The organism is Geofilum rhodophaeum (genome assembly GCF_002210225.1).
Lineage (GTDB): Bacteria > Bacteroidota > Bacteroidia > Bacteroidales > Marinilabiliaceae > Geofilum > Geofilum rhodophaeum.
Map to the genome: position 1 here is coordinate 43,580 of NZ_MWUJ01000011.1, position 17,361 is coordinate 60,940.

Annotated in this window: 16 protein-coding genes; 10 read left to right on the forward strand and 6 right to left on the reverse strand. The window is 49.9% G+C overall.

From position 1 onward, the window contains the following. Positions 1 to 9: 9 nt before the first annotated feature. Positions 10 to 1,113, reverse strand: a complete 1,104-nt coding sequence (locus B4W65_RS10960) for a glycosyltransferase family 4 protein (RefSeq protein WP_240509554.1) — start codon at positions 1,111 to 1,113, stop codon at positions 10 to 12. Between the two features lie 156 nt (positions 1,114 to 1,269). Here B4W65_RS10960 and B4W65_RS10965 point away from each other — a divergent pair, with 156 nt between their 5' ends. The 3 genes from B4W65_RS10965 to B4W65_RS10975 are packed head-to-tail and all read left to right on the forward strand — an operon-like array spanning position 1,270 to position 6,113. Beyond that, positions 1,270 to 2,052, forward strand: coding sequence for a polysaccharide biosynthesis/export family protein (locus B4W65_RS10965; protein ID WP_088655205.1), 783 nt, complete (start codon positions 1,270 to 1,272; stop codon positions 2,050 to 2,052). Between the two features lie 10 nt (positions 2,053 to 2,062). Further along, entirely contained in the window at positions 2,063 to 4,489 is a 2,427-nt protein-coding gene (locus B4W65_RS10970; protein WP_088655206.1) for a polysaccharide biosynthesis tyrosine autokinase, read from the forward strand. Continuing rightward, positions 4,422 to 6,113 carry a hypothetical protein gene (locus tag B4W65_RS10975; protein ID WP_240509555.1) on the forward strand — a complete coding sequence of 564 codons (1,692 nt, stop codon included), beginning with the start codon at positions 4,422 to 4,424 and terminating at the stop codon, positions 6,111 to 6,113. The genes B4W65_RS10970 and B4W65_RS10975 overlap by 68 nt, the downstream gene beginning before the upstream one ends. On the opposite strand, the gene B4W65_RS10980 is transcribed toward B4W65_RS10975, so the two are convergent. Next, positions 6,103 to 6,669: a WcaF family extracellular polysaccharide biosynthesis acetyltransferase gene (locus B4W65_RS10980; RefSeq protein ID WP_088655207.1), complete on the reverse strand. Its 567-nt coding sequence runs from the start codon at positions 6,667 to 6,669 to the stop codon at positions 6,103 to 6,105. The genes B4W65_RS10975 and B4W65_RS10980 overlap by 11 nt on opposite strands. A 446-nt stretch (positions 6,670 to 7,115) precedes the next feature. On the opposite strand from B4W65_RS10980, the gene B4W65_RS10985 reads away from it, so the two are divergent. Beyond that, positions 7,116 to 8,027: a DMT family transporter gene (locus tag B4W65_RS10985; RefSeq protein ID WP_088655208.1), complete on the forward strand. Its 912-nt coding sequence runs from the start codon at positions 7,116 to 7,118 to the stop codon at positions 8,025 to 8,027. Between the two features lie 9 nt (positions 8,028 to 8,036). Here the strand turns inward: B4W65_RS10985 and B4W65_RS10990 are convergent, their stop codons facing one another. Both B4W65_RS10990 and B4W65_RS10995 read right to left on the reverse strand, forming a co-directional pair. Beyond that, positions 8,037 to 8,927, reverse strand: a complete 891-nt coding sequence (locus tag B4W65_RS10990; RefSeq protein ID WP_088655209.1) for a DMT family transporter — start codon at positions 8,925 to 8,927, stop codon at positions 8,037 to 8,039. A gap of 23 nt (positions 8,928 to 8,950) precedes the next feature. After that, the gene (locus B4W65_RS10995; RefSeq protein ID WP_240509556.1) at positions 8,951 to 10,000 is read right to left on the reverse strand and encodes a Smr/MutS family protein; all 1,050 of its coding nucleotides are present in this window, start codon (positions 9,998 to 10,000) and stop codon (positions 8,951 to 8,953) included. A 70-nt stretch (positions 10,001 to 10,070) separates the two neighbouring features. On the opposite strand from B4W65_RS10995, the gene B4W65_RS11000 reads away from it, so the two are divergent. Next, a complete protein-coding gene (locus B4W65_RS11000) occupies positions 10,071 to 11,273 on the forward strand; it encodes an S-adenosylmethionine:tRNA ribosyltransferase-isomerase (RefSeq protein ID WP_088655211.1) in 1,203 nt (400 codons plus the stop codon). Here the strand turns inward: B4W65_RS11000 and B4W65_RS11005 are convergent. After that, entirely contained in the window at positions 11,256 to 11,471 is a 216-nt protein-coding gene (locus B4W65_RS11005; RefSeq protein WP_088655212.1) for a (2Fe-2S)-binding protein, read from the reverse strand. The two genes, B4W65_RS11000 and B4W65_RS11005, sit on opposite strands and share 18 nt — an antisense overlap. 114 nt (positions 11,472 to 11,585) lie before the next feature. Next, positions 11,586 to 12,068, reverse strand: coding sequence for a lipocalin family protein (locus B4W65_RS11010; RefSeq protein WP_088655213.1), 483 nt, complete (start codon positions 12,066 to 12,068; stop codon positions 11,586 to 11,588). 247 nt (positions 12,069 to 12,315) lie between these two features. On the opposite strand from B4W65_RS11010, the gene B4W65_RS11015 reads away from it, so the two are divergent. Genes B4W65_RS11015 through B4W65_RS11035 form a run of 5 tightly spaced genes read left to right on the forward strand, consistent with a single transcriptional unit; the run spans position 12,316 to position 17,355 of the window. Further along, positions 12,316 to 13,311 carry an AAA family ATPase gene (locus B4W65_RS11015; RefSeq protein ID WP_088655214.1) on the forward strand — a complete coding sequence of 332 codons (996 nt, stop codon included), beginning with the start codon at positions 12,316 to 12,318 and terminating at the stop codon, positions 13,309 to 13,311. A 51-nt stretch (positions 13,312 to 13,362) separates the two neighbouring features. Beyond that, a complete protein-coding gene (locus B4W65_RS11020) occupies positions 13,363 to 14,229 on the forward strand; it encodes a DUF58 domain-containing protein (protein WP_088655215.1) in 867 nt (288 codons plus the stop codon). Position 14,230: 1 nt separating this feature from the next. Further along, complete coding sequence (locus tag B4W65_RS11025) at positions 14,231 to 15,268, forward strand: hypothetical protein (RefSeq protein WP_088655216.1); 1,038 nt, start codon at positions 14,231 to 14,233, stop codon at positions 15,266 to 15,268. 5 nt (positions 15,269 to 15,273) lie between these two features. Next, entirely contained in the window at positions 15,274 to 16,266 is a 993-nt protein-coding gene (locus B4W65_RS11030) for a vWA domain-containing protein (protein WP_240509557.1), read from the forward strand. A gap of 39 nt (positions 16,267 to 16,305) precedes the next feature. Continuing rightward, positions 16,306 to 17,355, forward strand: coding sequence for a VWA domain-containing protein (locus B4W65_RS11035; protein WP_088655217.1), 1,050 nt, complete (start codon positions 16,306 to 16,308; stop codon positions 17,353 to 17,355). Positions 17,356 to 17,361: the final 6 nt, after the last annotated feature.

Consider the following 17,361-nt stretch of genomic DNA (forward strand, 5'->3'; position numbering starts at 1 on the left):
GATAGATATTTAACGCCTTAAATTCTTTTGCCGCTTCATTTTACGCAGGCGATATCGTATGCCCAATGAAGGCAAATGAAAAACAGCCAGGCCCAAGACCAAAACCAGTATCAGTAAGCGAATGGTACCAAAATCCCGCAACCAGTAGGCCATAAGTATAAAAAGCGCATTGACTACAGCCAACACCACCGCTATTTGAATGTGCGAAAACCCCAGCGTAAGCATACGGTGATGAATATGGGTTTTATCTGCAGCAAAGGGCGAATGGCCCCGCGACAAACGAAGAAAAAACACCCGGATGGTATCGATGACCGGTACGATTAAAATGGCAAGGGCAACTGCGGGTGCCGACTTCATAGTATAAAGGTGGGCAGGTGCCAGGGCATCCACATTGTATTCCATAAAGCGAATGGCAAAAACCGCCACAATAAATCCAATGAGCAGGGAACCCGTATCCCCCATAAATATCTTTTGCGTACGCGAAAACACGTTAAAATACAAAAATGCCAACAGGGCCCCTGTAACAATGGCGCCCAAAACCGGCAGTATCACCTCGCCATTAATGTAAAACCAAAACGAAAAGCCCAGCAGAGTAACTATGCCGGTAACAGCAGCCAAACCATCTACCCCGTCAATCAAATTGAAGCCGTTGACTATAAACACCACAAACAAAAGAGAGAAGGCCAGACTACCAAAATAGTCGGGGGTGAGACCAAAAAATCCATGAAAATCGGTAATGCGTAAATCACCGAGGCCGACAATTATAAGAGCGGCAGCAATCTGCCCCATCAACTTCATGATGGGTGCAGTCACCAAAATGTCGTCTTTAATACCAATACTAAAAATAATTAAGAGCGCCGGTATTAAATAAGGAATGGCCTGATAATCGAACCAATCGAGATAGACCGAATAGGTAAACAAAATACCAAAGAAGATACCCAATCCACCCAGGGTTGGAACTTTTTGCTTATGCACCCGTCTCCTGCCGGGTTCGTCGAACAGATTTTTGGAGTAGGAAACTTTTAAAATGGTAGGGATGGACATAAATACCAGAACAAAAGAAACCAACCCGGCAAAAAAAATCTGCAGCACTACATTGTAATCAACCACCATAACGCTATTAATAATCGCAACAAAATTAAGAAAAAAGCAAAGGCAATGAAAATCCGGAATCATTAATCCTTCCTCTGCGGAGTTTTATAAAATTGGCGTCCTGTTTTTTTGAAAAAGAAAGCCTAAATTTGCATATTCGTACAAAATGCAGCATCCATGGCAAAAACAAGCTTTCGCATCCTGTTGTTGAACCTGCTTACGCTGATCGTTCTAAACGGTTGCATTCCGCAAAAGGAAACCGTCTATTTTCAGGATCATGAATCTCGAAAAAACTACCAAAACCCTTATGGGGAACAGGATGGAATCACCGAAAAGTACATTTTACGGCCCAATGATGCCCTGTTTATAAGAGTAAGCACTTCTAATCCGTTACTCTCCGAGTTTTTTAACCCAGGGGGCAACAACCAAACATCCACCACGGCCACCTCTCCACTCTACACCTATCCCATTGACGATGATTACAACATCGACTTCCCTTTTGTGGGCAACATCAACTTGAAAAACTGTAACCGTACGCAGGCCACCGAAAAAATCAGGGAGGCCCTACTGCCTTATGTCACCGATGCTCAGCTCACCGTACGCCTTTCCAACCCCTCCTTTATCGCCCTTGGGGAGACCTCCAGCAGAGGGCGCATTGCTATGGGGAAAGACCAGGTAACCATTTACGAGGCCATTGCCCTGGCGGGCGACGTTCGTCCCTTCGGAAAAAAACGGGCCGTCAAAATCATTCGTCCCAACCAGGAGGGATCCGAAACCTTCTTTGTCGATTTAACCGACAACAATCTTGTTGATTCGGACCACTACTACATCTACCCCAACGACATCATTTACATCCGTCCCATGAAAGCAAAGACCTGGGGCATTGGAGAATCCTTCTCCTTTGGGGTATTTTCTTCCGTTTTAGCGATGTACTTTACGCTCAATGCGCTCTTCAAATAAACACCAGTAAATGAATCAGGACATCAGGCAAAGTCACCCGCAGGGCATTCCCAACGCCAGCTCCTCCGGAACGGGTTTTAACATCGACTACAAAAAGTTATTGGCCGACACCCTCCGATTCTGGTGGCTCTTTGTGGCAACCATTGCGCTATCGCTCTTTGTAGTTTATATGTTGCATCGCTATGCCCAACCGGTATACCGTGCCTCACTTACGCTGTTGGTGGAAGAAAGAGGCAGCGACAAGCCCCAAAGCGATATGATGGAAGGTTTTGGCCTGAGTTCGGCCATGCGCAGCATCGAAAACCAGGTGGCCATACTCACCTCCTGGGAAATGATGCGGATGGCCATAGGCGAACTCGACTTCGAGCTCGCCTACTACAAAACCGGAAGGGTAAAAAGCACAGAACTCTACGGCTCTATCCCCTTCACCGTAGAATACGACAGGGATGCAGCTCAACTGCTCAACATCCCCATTTACCTGAGCGTTCAGGATGCGCAAACCTTTCGTCTGGATATCGATGCCGAAAGTGGCAGCACCTGGAACTACCTGCAGCAGCGTAACGCATCGGGCACCGGGCCAATCAGTTTCAGTGGCAGCTTCCGTTTTGGAGAATGGATAGAAACACCCTGGATGCGGATACGCATCATCAACCACGATCTTTCCCGTCCCGAAGAAAAAGCTTACTTCTTCCACTTCAACAGTCCCGATGCCCTGGCCTCGGCCTACAAAACCAGTTTCACCCACGGCCGGTCCAACGACAACTCCAGCATTGTACGCATGTTTGTTACCGGCCACAACAACGCCAAAAACGTGGTTTTTCTGAACAAACTGGCCGAAGTGTTTATACGAAACAACCTGGAACGCAAAAACCAAATTGCCACCAATACGATCCAGTTCATCGAAGAACAACTCCTGGTCATTTCAGACAGTCTCACCGTTACCGGCAACGAACTCAGTCGTTTTAGAACCACCCATCAAATCCAGAGCGTATCGGCCCAGGCCGGCATCTATTTTACCCGACTCGAAAATCTGGCAGAGCAGACATCGGAAAAGATGCTCATGAAAAAATACTACGAATACCTGAGCCACTATTTCAGCAGCGACAGTGTGTTTGAAGGGACCATTGCCCCCGCCAGCTATCCGGTTGACCACCCTGCCATAAGCAGCCAAATTCAAAACCTGATGGAATTGAACATCGAGCGCCAGTCGATCAGTGGCGGTCCCGGCCAAATTGGTGCCAACCCCTACCTGGTAGAACTCCAAAACAAGCTCGAAGTAGGGCGACTCACCCTGCTGAAAGCCCTGGAAAACCAAACAGAGATGGTGGATCAGGAACTGGCCCGAATTGAGGAAGAGCGACGCAAAACCACTGCCGAATTGTATCAGTTTCCCGAGAAGGAACGACAGCTGTTTGGTATTGAGCGACAATTTGACCTCAACAACGAAGTGTACACCTTTCTCTTAAGAAAGCGCAGTGAGGCACAAATCCAGAAAGCTTCCAACACCCCAGATCACAGCATATTGGAGGCGGCGCGACCGGTGGGACAGGTTTCACCGACCGTCAACAGCGACCGGCAGAAAGCGCTGCTGATTGGCTTCCTGCTGCCCGCACTCTTCCTGCTGATCCGTCAATTGCTGAACAACAAGATTCACACCTCCGAGGACATCGAACGCATCACAAAGGTTCCTGTGATTGGTCACATCATCCACAACAGCAAGGAACACAGCAATGTGGTCGATAAGCACCCCAAATCCATCATTACAGAGACCTTCCGGCGCATTCGCTCCCGACTCGATTATATGGTGGGCGACACCCACTGCCCCATCATCGCTGTTTCCTCCTCCATGCCGGGTGAAGGCAAAACATTTACAGCCCTCAACCTGGCCAGTGTATTTGCCATTTCAGGCAAAAAGACCCTGCTGGTGGGCTTCGATATGCGTAAACCAGGTCTCAACAAGGTGCTACATTTTGAGGAGCATGTCGGACTCTCCAACTACTTGATTGGCCAGGTGCGCCTAAAAGACATTATTCAGGAAAGTTCGCCCGGCAACCTTTACGTACTGCCCTCCGGTGCCATTCCACCCAACCCCTCGGAGCTTATTGGTTCGCCCAAAGCAGAGGAGCTCTTTAAAGAACTCAAGAAACAATTTGACATCATCCTCCTCGACACGCCGCCCATGGGCGTGGTGGCAGATGGCTACCTCCTGGCGAGGCATGCCGACTCGGTGGTGTTTATTACCCGGCAGGATTTCACCATCCGGGATGTTTTTGCACACACCATTCAACAAATGCAAGAAGAGGGCATCAAAAACATTGGAGTATTGCTCAACGACATTCAAATTAAGAAAGGCCTGCTCAGCTACAATTATGGCTACGGATACGGCTATGGTTACGGCTACGGCAATGGATATGGAAACGGGTATTATGAAGACTAAGAAGACGGCCTTGCTGCTCCTGGGCGGAGCACTCTCCATCCTGGGCCTGCAGGCCCAGGATTACAGTCGCTACAACAACCCCGGATTTGATCCGCTGACCCGCGAGCTCTACCAACCGGGACTAAAAGCCAATACCTCCATACGTCCGTTGCGGATGGACCAGCTGGCAGGGAGCTTTAACACCGACTCGCTGATTCAGCGCCAACTGAGAAAGCCTGAGGGCCGACTGAATATCTGGCAACGCATTATTCACGACGACTTTATTCGTTGGGAGAAACCGGGGTCTTCCCCGATTGTAGTTACGGTAAACCCTTATTTCAATTTTGAGCTGGGTCAGGATCGCGGCTACGAAAGAAACATATGGACCAACACCAGAGGCGGTCTGGTGGATGGAAAACTGGGCAAAAACCTGGCCTTCCATACCGCCCTGTTCGAAAACCAGTCGGTACAGCCCACCTACATCAACGACTTTATAAACAGCCGTGGCGTAGTTCCCGGTCAGGGCCGCGCCAAGACCTTTGGTGATGAGGGCTGGGACTATTCCCAATCATCGGGCTACCTCTCCTACAACGCCGGAGAGTGGGTCAACCTAACCCTGGCCTATGGTAAAAACTTTATTGGCGACGGCTACCGCAGTCTGCTCTTGTCGGACAACAGCTACAGCTATCCGCATGTTAAAATGAAGACCACCTTTTGGAACGTCGAGTACCTGTTTATGCTGGCTCAGTTTGCCCACTACGACGACTTGCAGCGCGCCGGCGACGAACGCTTCCCCTACAAATACGGTGTTTTTCACTACCTCAACTGGAACATCGGCTCGCGTTTCTCGCTGGGCCTTTACGAAAACGTCATCTGGGCCGCCGAAGACCAAACCGGCTACCGCGGCATTGATTTGGGCTATGTGGTTCCCGTTATTTTATACCGGCCGGCTGAGTACAGCGTGGGCTCGCCCGACAATGTGACCATGGGATTCAATCTAAAATTCATTCCGTGGAAGGATGCTGCCCTGTACGGGCAAATTGTAATCAATGAATTTAAACTGGACGAAATTACCAGTGGGGAAAAGTGGTGGGCCAACAAGCAGGGTTTTCAGGTGGGCTACAAACATTACAATTTCCTGGGTATCCCCAACCTCGACGTGCAGACCGAATACAACCAGGTGCGCCCTTTTACCTACGCCCATTACAGTCCCATCACCAATTTCGGACACATGAATCAGGAACTGGCCCATCCGCTGGGTGCCAACTTCAGAGAAAGCATCTCCTTTTTAACTTATCGACACCGACGCTGGCACCTGCACCTGGAAGCCATGTACGCCATCCACGGTAAGGACTATTACGATGCTTCCCGGCCCGCCGACGAGCAAATAAGTTGGGGCGGCGATATTTTTGTGTCTGTGAACAATCGATTCGACTCTCACGGACACGTAATCGGACAGGGCATGGAAACCACCATTCAACACGCCGCCGCTTCGGTTTCCTATCTGATTAACCCGAAAAACAACATGAACTTAAGTGTGGGATTGCGTATGCGCAAAAGTGAGAGCGACCTGGCCAGCGAAGAAAGCACCCTTCTAAATTTTGCTTTCCGCACCTCGCTGCGGGCTTTCTATCTTAATTTTTAGCGCGCCTTTCTCTGACTTTAAGGGCCGGATTACCGCGGTAAATGCTGTAGGCTTCCAGTTCGCCTGAAGCTACACTCAGCAAGGACAACACCGAGTGGGAACGACAACAGGTTCCGGGCGCCAGCATGCTGCCGGCTCCCAACCATACCCCGTCCTCCAAAACCACCTCCTTCACCAGCAAATCAAAAGTCGGCTGCTTGTAATTATGGTTGCCGGTCATGATGACCACGCCTTGCGACAGGCAACAATGGGCACCGATTTTTATGGGGGCGAGACTGTCCAGCCAGACTTTCTCTCCAATCCAGCTGTGGGGCCCCACTTCCAGGTTCCAGGGATACTTCACATTAACGCCGGGCTTAATCACCACTCCCGTGGATATTCGTGCCCCAAACAGGCGCAGCAGACGAACCTTGATGCCCGAAGAAGGATTTAAGGGGTTTATGAAAAACAGGGCATTGAACAAAAACCAGAGGCTGCGCACCAAAGCGCCTCTACCCGGATGGTACCAACTGTTGTCGTAGCACGACAGGTCGGTGGCTACATAGTCTTTTTCCATAAGATGGCTCATAATTCTATTGATGGGCTTGTAGCCTCAAATATAGGAAAAACAGCCCCGAACAACCGTACCTCAAAGAAAAATTCTTGTTTAGGACAGTTTTGTCTTGTTTCTTTTGCAACTAATGGTTTACTTTGTACAACCAATTTTAATACCTGTAGCCATGGGAAATCAGTATGAAACCGAAAAAGGCGAAGTTTTTATTTACAATGGAAACGCGCAACAGGAAGAAAGTGGCTGTGCCTGCGGCGGTAACTGCGCCTGCAAATCGGGCGGCAAGCAAGAATGCGGCTGTGGAGGCTCTTGCTCCTGCAAGTAAGCCACTTAGCTGCGTTGACTGAAACACACTTCTTCGCAAAGAAACGACCTGGGGGCCAATTAAGGCGGACAGGTCGTTTTTTTGTGCGCCAAAATGATTTTCTTTGCAGGCAAGCAGCTGAAAAAGTATGAATACGTATTTGAGCACCCACATAGGCGAACTGGCGGCACTGGCCACGGCTTTTTGTTGGACTTTCACCAGTATGGCCTTTGAATCGGCCGGCAAAAAAGTGGGTTCCTTATCGGTGAACCTCATTCGCCTGATCATGGCCCTGGTTTTATTGAGCCTCTACACCTGGGTAACCCAAGGCTCTTTGTTGCCCCTTCAGGCAGGTGCACATGCCTGGTTTTGGCTGAGCTTGTCCGGCCTCATTGGTTTTGTCATCGGCGATTTGCTCCTTTTTCAGGCCTTTGTGGTAATAGGCGCCCGTATTTCTATGTTGCTGATGTCGCTCTCCCCGCCCCTTACGGCCTTGTTCGGTTGGCTAATATTGAGTGAGAAATTGTCGCTGAGTGCGGGACTGGGTATGTTGGTAACGCTTTGGGGCATTGCGCTGGCGGTTGTGGGCAGGGCTCAGAAAAAAGGCCTGCAGATGCAATTTCACTACCCGCTCAAGGGCATATTACTGGCCCTGGGCGGCGCAGCCGGACAGGGAATGGGACTGGTGCTCAGCAAACTGGGCATGGGCGACAGCGATCCTTTTATGGCCACACAAATTCGTGTAATTGCCGGTATTGCAGGCTTTTCAGTACTGTTTACGCTGAGTGGACGCTGGCCGCTGATTGTAAAAGCCCTGCAAAACCGTTCGGCCCTGGGCCGCATAGCTACGGGTGCGTTTTTCGGCCCCTTCCTGGGTGTTTCGCTCAGTCTGCTCGCCATTCAGCACACCTCTACAGGTATTGCCGCCACCCTCAATTCCCTCACACCGGTTTTAATCATCCCCTTTGCCTGGTTCTGGTTCAAGGAAAAAATTACCACCCGCGAAATACTGGGAGCCCTGCTGGCTGTTGCCGGTGTTTCGGTTTTCTTTATATTTTAAAGGGCCGCGCTAGCCCAACATCAGCACAATAATACCGATAAGGATACCTGCTAAAAACAGGGCTTTGCGACCGATGTTGCGCTCTCGAAACAAGAGGGCACCAAAAAAGAAGGATACAATAACACTGCTGCGTCGGACAATAGATACCACAGATATCAGGGAGTCCTCAAAATCCAGCGCGTAGAAATACAGAAAATCGGCCACCACTAAAAAGAGACCGATCATTGGTATGCTCCATCGCCAGAGTAACGGCAGCGGATTGCGCATACTGCGGCGCAGAATAAAAACCACCGGAGCCAACAACACCACTTGATAAATGGAGAACCAGGCCTGCACGGCCATGCGATCGACCGAACGAATCAAAAACTTATCGAACAGGGCACTGGCCGAGCCAAATAGGGTACCCAATACAGCAAACCAAACCCACTTGTTGTTACGAAAGGAAATGCCCTCTCTCCGCCCTGCGGTGGAAAACAAATAGAAAAAGGTAAAGGTCACTACCAAACCCACCCACTGCAAGGGGGTTAAGCGCTCAGCATATAGAACCAGGGCGCCCAGCAAGGTCCATACCGGCGCTGTGGCCCTAATGGGTGAGGCTATGGTCAGGGGCAAATGTTTCAGCGAAAAATAAGAAAAGATCCAGGACGTAAGAACGATAAGGGTCTTGAGCAAAACATACAGGTGCTCCTGCAGAGTAATGGTGGGTACATAGGCCAGGGCATCCTTGGCAATAATTCCCTGATGCGAAAAAAACACCAGGGGTAAAAATAAGAGGGCACTGCTTACAGTACCGTAAAGCAGAACCAACCACACAGCATTGTCGCGCAATGCGTGCTTTTTCACCACCTCGTAAATACCCAGGAAAAAGGCCGAAGCGATGGTCAGGAGTATCCAAACCATAATAACAGACTATAAATAAATGCTTAAATGAGCACCATAGTGGCGCCGTAGCCATACTCTTTAAAGGAAGCGTCCTGATAAGAAACACCTTTGTATTTGCGTTCCAACTGCTTCCGAATTTCGTTTTTCAGCACACCGTTGCCCACACCATGTATAAAAACCAGACGGCGGCCTTTGGCACTTTTATTCTCCTGCATGACGGCATGAAACTTATCCATCTGCAACTGTAATATTTCCCCGTTGGAAAGGCCGTTGCTGGTGTCGATCAGTTCATGAATGTGTAAGTCTACTTCCAGCAACTCGGGGGTGGACTTTCGCTTGGCTTTCTTTTCGGGCTGAACACTTCCGGCTTCTTTCTCGCGAATAATGGCACGCGTTTCCCGTTCGCTGAGCGCCTCCATCTTTAGTTCCAGCTCATTTTTAATAAGAGGGAAAAGCACTGCCGGCTGATAAAAAAAGTCGTTGGCCCTAAAGCTGTTGTCGCGGTAAAACTTACGGGCTTTGATGGTGAGTACTATGGAAACCGGATCCAGCGCAGGATAGGGCTTGCCCTTTTTATAGAGTAAGAGTTGTAAGTGAAAACGCTTATCCAGGGCTGCGGCCTCTTGCTCATCCAGCTCCAATTTCGAATTGGGCGCCATGCTTCCCTGGTGCAGGGCGTGCATAAAACCGTCCTCGCCCAACTCCGAAATCAAATAGGAACAGTAATAATTGCTGTCGTTAATCAGGTAGGCCTGCAATTTCCCGGTCTCCGTTTGGTTGTTACCGGTTTTTATGTACGCCAAATACAAGCGGGGATTAAAATCATCGTGCCCTTCCTCTTCCAGCTCCTCGTGATAGGCTTCGGGTTCGGAGATCGCCTCGTTATGGTGCCTGTCCTCCTCAACCGGACTTCGGCCCGGAGCAGCGGCTTCCACACGTCCTTTCTCTACCACCACCACTTCGTGCATGGCTACGGGGACTTCAAAGCCGTCTTCATCTTCTACAAAAACCAGACTGCCCTCTGTACGGGTAACGGTACCTCCGCCTACTTCGTTCAAAAACCGAACACGATCACCTGCTTCTACACGCATTTGTTGTCTTTTAATCGATTAATTTGCCACAAAGTTAACTATTTTTGCCCCCTTAAAGCCATAATAGCACATGTCAATTCCACAAATAAGCATAGCCGAGTACGATTACGACCTGCCATCGGCACGCATAGCCAAATATCCCTTAGCGCGGCGTGACGAGTCTAAGCTCCTGGTTTACCGCCAGCAAAAGATTGAACAGGGGCACTTTAAGCAGCTGAGGAGCTTCCTTCCCAAAAACGCAATGCTGATTTTCAACAACACCAAAGTCATACGGGCCCGACTGCGTTTTCAGAAAGCCACGGGGGCGCAAATCGAGATTTTTTGCCTGGAGCCCCATGCGCCGACCGAGGCCGCCCTGGCTTTCGAAGCCAAAAAAGAGGTACAATGGCAGTGCCTCATAGGCAATGCCAAAAAATGGAAGGAAGGCAAGGTGCAAGCCCTGGCAGAAACAAGTCTGGGAACCATTACAGTCTTTGCCGAAAGGGTCGCCAAACTGGGCGATGGGGCCATTGTACGGTTCAGTTGGGAACAGGAGGAGCTGAGTTTTGCCGAAATAATGGAGGGCTTGGGTCAGACCCCTATCCCGCCCTACCTCGAAAGGGCGGCAGAGGACATCGATAAGGAACGCTACCAAACCGTGTATTCAAAGTATCTGGGCAGCGTGGCGGCACCCACGGCAGGCCTCCATTTCAGTCCCACCGTGCTGAACGAATTGGAGCGCAGCGGCACCCGGGTGGCCGAATTAACCCTGCATGTTGGGGCGGGGACTTTTAAGCCCGTAAAGGCCGAAACCATCGATGGCCACGAGATGCATACCGAGCATTTTGAAATAGATGCAGCGACCCTTCGACGCCTGGCCGCACATACAGGGCCCCTCATTGCGGTAGGCACCACTTCAGTACGTACCCTGGAATCGTTGTACCGCGCCGCCCAACATCTGAAATGCGGCAAAGACCCGCACCAAATAAGGCAGTGGGATGGTTTCGGCGGGTCGGGCGACTTAAGCCGACAGGAGGCCCTCGAAGCACTCATCGGCTACTTGGAAGCCAACAAGCTCCCCACTTTTAAAGCGGCCACCTCCATCATTGTGGCCCCGGGCTATCGCTTTGGGGTGGTGGACGGACTGATTACGAATTTTCATCAGCCACGAAGCACCTTACTCTTGCTCATCGCGGCCATTGTAGGGGAACGCTGGAAGGAGATTTACCGCTATGCCCTCGACCACGATTTCCGCTTTCTGAGCTATGGCGACAGCTCACTGATTCTCCGCTGAGGCGTTGTTGGAACGACGTCGTTCCAACTCTTCCTCCAGAATTTCCTCTACATCGCCCACACAGGTCCCACAAATGGTTCCGGCATCGGTTTCGTCCTGCACTTCGGTAAAGGAGGAGAGCTCCTTCTCCCGTATCACCTTAACAATGTCGGCTTTCGTCAGCTGCAGATGCCTGCATACCAAATCGTGATCTTCCATATCAATAAAATCGGATTAATTTCACATTTTATAAAACGCAAGATACTAAAAATGGTCCTTGGCGGACCATTTTTTAGTAGGCGTAAAACACGGCTAAGGAAAGGCCCTTGCCGACTATTTCTCCAAGGCCAATTCTACCAATACAGAAATCCCCATGGTGTTGGTATAGGCAAATTTCAAGTCCAGCAGAACGGCATCAAAGCGCACAATCTCAAAGACAATGGGATAACTTAGTCCCGCAACAAACTCAAAACCATAGCCGTCATCGCCACCTGAAGGTGGTCCCTGGGCCTCCTCGTCCTGAACAAAAGTAACGGTCAGCTCATCCCCTTCAAGGGCCCAGGTAAATTCGGCTCCTGTAGAGGCGGTGCCGCTGTAATCGGCATTAAAAGTCAGTTGTATATCGGGGTTGGCGTCTTCAGTAACCACCGGCTCCGAACCGGGCATGGTTACATCACTGTAATAGGAGGCCACTTCCCAGGTGCCAACCAGCTCCGCCTCTTTCTCGGTATCCTTGAGCCCTTCATCGTCGTCGCTGCAGGCAACCCATCCGAGACTCATCATCAATAAAAAGATCAAAAACCAATATTTTTTCATTTGCTTCGTTTTAATAAAATTAAATCAAGATTTTTCGAATACAAGATTACAAACTCCACATTAAAACAGCAAGCTTTTTTAGGATTAAAATATCCTGATAGCACAATCGACTGCCAAACCCCGATTTTGGAACAATTCTTGTATGCTTCAAGCCTTGAAAATACAAACAATCACCCGCACATAGGCGCATCTTTGTTATCTTTGACTACCTGTGCCTGCGGGTTAACTGTATAAAATAACACATACCATGAATCAAACTGTTGACATTAAAGAGCTTAATGAGCGTATCCAGAAAGAGAGTTCCTTTGTGGACCTGCTGACCCTGGAAATGAACAAGGTCATTGTAGGTCAAAAACACCTGGTTGAAAGTCTGCTGACGGGACTGCTGGCCGACGGCCACATTCTGCTCGAGGGGGTTCCGGGTCTGGCCAAAACCCTGGCCATAAACACGCTGGCAACCATCGTTGATGCCCAATTCAGCAGAATTCAGTTTACCCCCGATCTTTTGCCGGCCGACTTGCTGGGAACCATGATTTACAGTCAAAAAAACGAAAGTTTTGTGGTGAAAAAGGGGCCCATCTTCACCAACTTTGTACTGGCCGATGAAATCAACCGTGCACCGGCCAAGGTGCAGAGTGCCTTGCTCGAAGCCATGCAGGAGCGCCAGGTTACCCTGGGCGACCAAACCTACAAATTGCCCGAGCCCTTTTTGGTACTGGCCACCCAAAACCCCATAGAGCAGGAGGGAACTTATCCGCTGCCCGAGGCGCAGGTGGATCGTTTTATGCTGAAGGTGGTCATCTCCTATCCCGAAAAAAACGAAGAGCAGCAGATCATTCGCCATAATCTGGCCCAGTCCTTTCCCCAGGCTTCTAAAATTTTGAAGCCCGACGACATCGTCCGTGCCCGAAAAGTTGTTAAGGATGTGTACATGGACGAGAAAATTGAGAAATACATCGTAGACATTGTATTTGCCACCCGTTTCCCCGAAAATTACAAACTCGAACGTTTTAAGGAAATGATCTCCTACGGCGCCTCGCCACGTGCCAGCATCAGTCTTGCTGCCGCCGCCAAGGCCTATGCCTTTATCAAGCGTCGGGGTTACGTTATTCCGGAGGATGTACGTGCTGTTTGCCACGACGTTATGCGCCACCGCATTGGGCTGTCGTACGAAGCCGAGGCCAACAACCTCAGCACCGAAGAAATCATCAGCGAAATACTGAACACGGTGGAAGTGCCCTAGTCAACGGGCTAAGCCTATAAATCGAGTTTATAACGCTTAAACCGCTTGCCTGTGGAAACCACGGATATTCTAAAAAGAGTACGACAAATAGAGATAAAGACCCGGGGCTTGTCGAGCCACATTTTTGCCGGCGAGTACCATTCGGCCTTTAAGGGCCGGGGCATGATGTTCAGCGAGGTTAGGGAGTACCAGTACGGCGACGATATCCGCAACATCGACTGGAATGTAACCGCTCGTTTCAACCACCCCTTTGTGAAGGTGTTCGAAGAGGAAAGGGAAATGACGGTGATGCTGCTCATCGATGTTTCCGGCTCCAGAGAATTTGGAAGTTCCTGGCGTTTCAAAAAAAATCTGATTACCGAGATTGCTGCCGTTTTGGCATTTTCTGCCATACAGAACAACGACAAGGCGGGCGTCATCCTCTTTTCAGACCGCATCGAAAAGTTTATTCCGCCCAAAAAAGGCAAAAAGCACATTCTGCACATCATTCGGGAGCTGATTGGTTTTACTCCGGGACAAAGGGCTACCGACCTTTCGGAGGCGTTTCGTTATCTGACCAATGCCATTAAAAAGAGGTGCACCACCTTTGTGATATCCGATTTTCTGGATGATCAATTTGAACATGCCCTGCGCATAGCCAACCAAAAGCACGATGTGGTGGCCCTCAGGGTGTACGATGCACGTGAAGCAGAAATGCCGGATATTGGTTTTGTAAAATTCAAGGATGCTGAGACGGGTGCCCTCGAATGGATCAACACCTCCAGTGCAAAAACGCGTGAGGCCTACAGCCAGTGGTGGCAACAGAACGAACAGCAGCTGAAAACCATTTTCAGCAAATGCGGCGTCGATCACGTGGCCATTGCCACCGACCAGGACTATGTAAAAGCATTGATCTCGCTCTTTAAAAAACGCAGTTGAAATGAAGTTGAAATTCCCATACAAAATAGCCTTACAGTTGTTCTTTGCCGCAGCAGTATCGGGGTGGGTCTTGCCCACAACGGCAAAGGCGCAGTCTGTTTCTGCAACGGCTACACTCGACTCCACCCTGATGGTTATTGGCGGCCAAATGCAACTGCAATTGGAGCTTCGCCAACCTGAGGGACTGCAGGTAAGTTTTCCACAGCTGACCGACACACTTACGGGGAAAATAGAGATTGTAAGTGCCGCACCCATCGACTCCACCATCATGGGCGATGGACGTGTGCAAATCTCTCAGGCGCTCACCATTACCTCCTTTGACAGTGGACTGCACTATATTCCGCCCTTGTATTTCGAATACAGGGAGGGGAGCGAACAGCGCAGAGCGGCTACACGGGAACAAGCCCTTATGGTCGTTAATCCTTTTAAAGAAGTTGATCCGGAGAAAGGTTTCATGGATTTGAAAGAAGCTATGAATCTGCCTTTTTCTATGGCTGAACTCCTACCCTACTTCAAATGGTTCATACTTTTTAACCTTTTGCAGCTGTTGGTGGCGGCCTTTGTCATCTACCTGCAGCGAAGCAAAAAGACCATAAAACAGATTTTCATTCCCGAAAAACCGAAAGAGCCGGCCCATGTGGTAGCCCTTCGGGAATTGGAGCGCATCAAGAGTGAAAAACTTTGGCAAACGGGACAGGTGAAGACTTTTTATTCGCAACTGACCGAAGTGCTGCGGCGCTACCTGGAAGACCGCTACCATTTTCCGGCTCTGGAACAGACCAGCGGGGAGATTCTGCGCCAGATGAAACACGAGGACTTAGCAGGCAGCGATTTATTGCCGAAGCTGCGGACCGTTCTGGAAACCGCCGACTTGGCTAAATTCGCCCGTTTTGAACCCTTGGCCGACGAGAACAACACGGCCTTGGCGAACACCTATTTCTTTGTGAACCAGACCAAGTTGGAGTCGCTGCCCGAAAGTCCGGAAAGCCAGGATAAAACCAAGGCAAAGAATGATGAAGAAAAACAAATGGTAAAGTAAGCCAAATGATGAATCATACATTTTTACATCCGCAATACTTCTTCCTGCTGCTTTTACTGCTGCCCATGATTGGCTGGTATGTTTGGAAACAGCACTCAGCGCATGCCACCCTGCAAATCAGCAGTCTTCGCTTTTTCTCCCTGGGCCGCAAGTCCAGGAAGACCTACATCCGGCATGCCCCTTTCGTGCTGCGCATCCTGGCTCTGATCATGATCATTACCGCCCTGGCGCGTCCTCAGAGCACCAACCAGCTCCAAAACGTGAGCACCGAGGGCATCGACATCATGGTGTCCCTCGACATTTCAAGCAGTATGCAAGCGATGGACTTCAAACCCAACCGATTGGAAGCTGCCAAGGAGGTGGCCATTGAATTTATTAAGGGCAGACCCAACGACCGGATGGGACTGGTCATTTTTGCAGCTGAAAGTTTCACCCAGTGTCCGCTGACGCTCGACCACAACGTGCTTACCAATCTGTTTAGAGATGTGCGTATAGGTATGCTTGAAGACGGTACAGCCATTGGTATGGGACTGGCCACAGCAGTCAACCGTATTAAGGACAGCGACGCAAAAAGCAAAGTCATCATCCTTTTGTCGGACGGCGAAAACAACCGGGGACAAATTGCACCGCTGACAGCAGCTGAAATTGCACGTACCTTCGGCATTCGTGTCTATACCATTGGGGTAGGCACCATCGGCACTGCCCCCGTCCCCATCAACACCGTATTTGGCCAGCAAGTGCAGGACGTGGAGGTGCGTATTGATGAAGCTATGTTGACAGAAGTCGCAGAAATCACCGGCGGAAGATATTTCAGGGCCACCGATAAAGCAGCACTAGAGGCTGTTTACGAAGAAATTGACCAGATGGAAAAAAATAAGATTCAGGTGCAGGAATACACCCGTCATTCGGAAGAATTTTTACCCTACGTATTGCTGGCCCTGCTTTTTCTCCTGATGGAAATGGCCCTGCGCAACACCGCACTGCGCACCCTGCCGTAAAACCATTGTAAGTAGAACTGGAACCAAAATTAAACAAGTATGTTTCGATTCGGAAATCCGGAATATTTGTATTTGCTGTTGCTTTTGCCCCTTATGGCTTTTGTGCAGCTGTATTTTCTGTATCAGCGTAAAAAGGCCCTACAACGTTTCGGCGACAGCGAACTGCTTGTCCACCTGATGCCCGACGTATCCAAGATACGTCCCACCCTGAAGTTTTATCTCCTGATGCTGGCACTGGCGGCATTGATTTTCACCCTGGCTGCCCCGCAATTCGGGACGCGACTACAAACCGTTCAACGGCAAGGCATTGAGGTGATTGTAGCCTTGGATGTATCCAACAGCATGAATGCCCAGGATATTGAACCCAGTCGACTTGAAAGGGCCAAGCAGGCGATTGCACGACTGACCGACCGACTGGTGAACGACCGTATCGGACTGGTGGTTTTTGCCGGGCAGGCCTACACGCAGCTGCCCATTACCTCCGACTACGCATCGGCAAAAATGTTTCTGTCTAAAATCACCACCGATGTGGTGCCTACCCAGGGAACGGCCATCGGAGCCGCCATTAACCTGGCCTTGCAATCCTTCAGTCAACAAGAGGACATCAACCGGGCCATCATTGTCATATCCGATGGAGAAAATCATGAAGACGACGCCATGGGTGCTGCGGCTGAGGCCGCGCAACAGGGGGTCAAGGTCTATACTGTAGGGATGGGGTCTTCCAGAGGGGGACCAATTCCGGCAGGCGGTTCGGGAAATTTCCTGCGCGACAGGGAAGGCAATGTGGTGATCACGCGTATGGATGAAGCCATGTTGAAACAAATTGCTGAGACGGGTGAAGGCGAATACTTTTCGGCCAACAACATCCGGGCCGGCATTAATCGATTAATGAATGAATTATCGAGCCTGGAAAAGTCAGAATTTGAAACCAGGGTTTACACCGATTTTGAGGATCAGTTTCAATACTTTGCCTTGCTGGCCCTGCTGTTTTTGTTGATCGACTTTTTGATATTGGAGCGCAAAAACAAATTGTTGAAGAAAATTGATTTGTTTACGGTAGACAAGAAAGTGAAAAAAGAAGAAGCCTAATCGGAT

What these genes read in the sequence shown, in the direction of transcription:
- B4W65_RS11025 (WP_088655216.1), top strand. Translation starts at nt 14,231, where the DNA reads ATGAAGTTGAAATTCCCATACAAAATAGCCTTACAGTTGTTCTTTGCC.
- B4W65_RS10965 (WP_088655205.1), top strand. Translation starts at nt 1,270, where the DNA reads ATGGCAAAAACAAGCTTTCGCATCCTGTTGTTGAACCTGCTTACGCTG.
- B4W65_RS11030 (WP_240509557.1), top strand. Translation starts at nt 15,274, where the DNA reads ATGATGAATCATACATTTTTACATCCGCAATACTTCTTCCTGCTGCTT.
- B4W65_RS11010 (WP_088655213.1), bottom strand. Translation starts at nt 12,068, where the DNA reads ATGAAAAAATATTGGTTTTTGATCTTTTTATTGATGATGAGTCTCGGA.
- B4W65_RS11015 (WP_088655214.1), top strand. Translation starts at nt 12,316, where the DNA reads ATGAATCAAACTGTTGACATTAAAGAGCTTAATGAGCGTATCCAGAAA.
- B4W65_RS11005 (WP_088655212.1), bottom strand. Translation starts at nt 11,471, where the DNA reads ATGGAAGATCACGATTTGGTATGCAGGCATCTGCAGCTGACGAAAGCC.
- B4W65_RS10990 (WP_088655209.1), bottom strand. Translation starts at nt 8,927, where the DNA reads ATGGTTTGGATACTCCTGACCATCGCTTCGGCCTTTTTCCTGGGTATT.
- B4W65_RS10985 (WP_088655208.1), top strand. Translation starts at nt 7,116, where the DNA reads ATGAATACGTATTTGAGCACCCACATAGGCGAACTGGCGGCACTGGCC.
- B4W65_RS10960 (WP_240509554.1), bottom strand. Translation starts at nt 1,113, where the DNA reads ATGGTGGTTGATTACAATGTAGTGCTGCAGATTTTTTTTGCCGGGTTG.
- B4W65_RS10975 (WP_240509555.1), top strand. Translation starts at nt 4,422, where the DNA reads ATGGCTACGGATACGGCTATGGTTACGGCTACGGCAATGGATATGGAA.
- B4W65_RS10970 (WP_088655206.1), top strand. Translation starts at nt 2,063, where the DNA reads ATGAATCAGGACATCAGGCAAAGTCACCCGCAGGGCATTCCCAACGCC.
- B4W65_RS11000 (WP_088655211.1), top strand. Translation starts at nt 10,071, where the DNA reads ATGTCAATTCCACAAATAAGCATAGCCGAGTACGATTACGACCTGCCA.
- B4W65_RS10995 (WP_240509556.1), bottom strand. Translation starts at nt 10,000, where the DNA reads ATGCGTGTAGAAGCAGGTGATCGTGTTCGGTTTTTGAACGAAGTAGGC.
- B4W65_RS11035 (WP_088655217.1), top strand. Translation starts at nt 16,306, where the DNA reads ATGTTTCGATTCGGAAATCCGGAATATTTGTATTTGCTGTTGCTTTTG.
- B4W65_RS10980 (WP_088655207.1), bottom strand. Translation starts at nt 6,669, where the DNA reads ATGGAAAAAGACTATGTAGCCACCGACCTGTCGTGCTACGACAACAGT.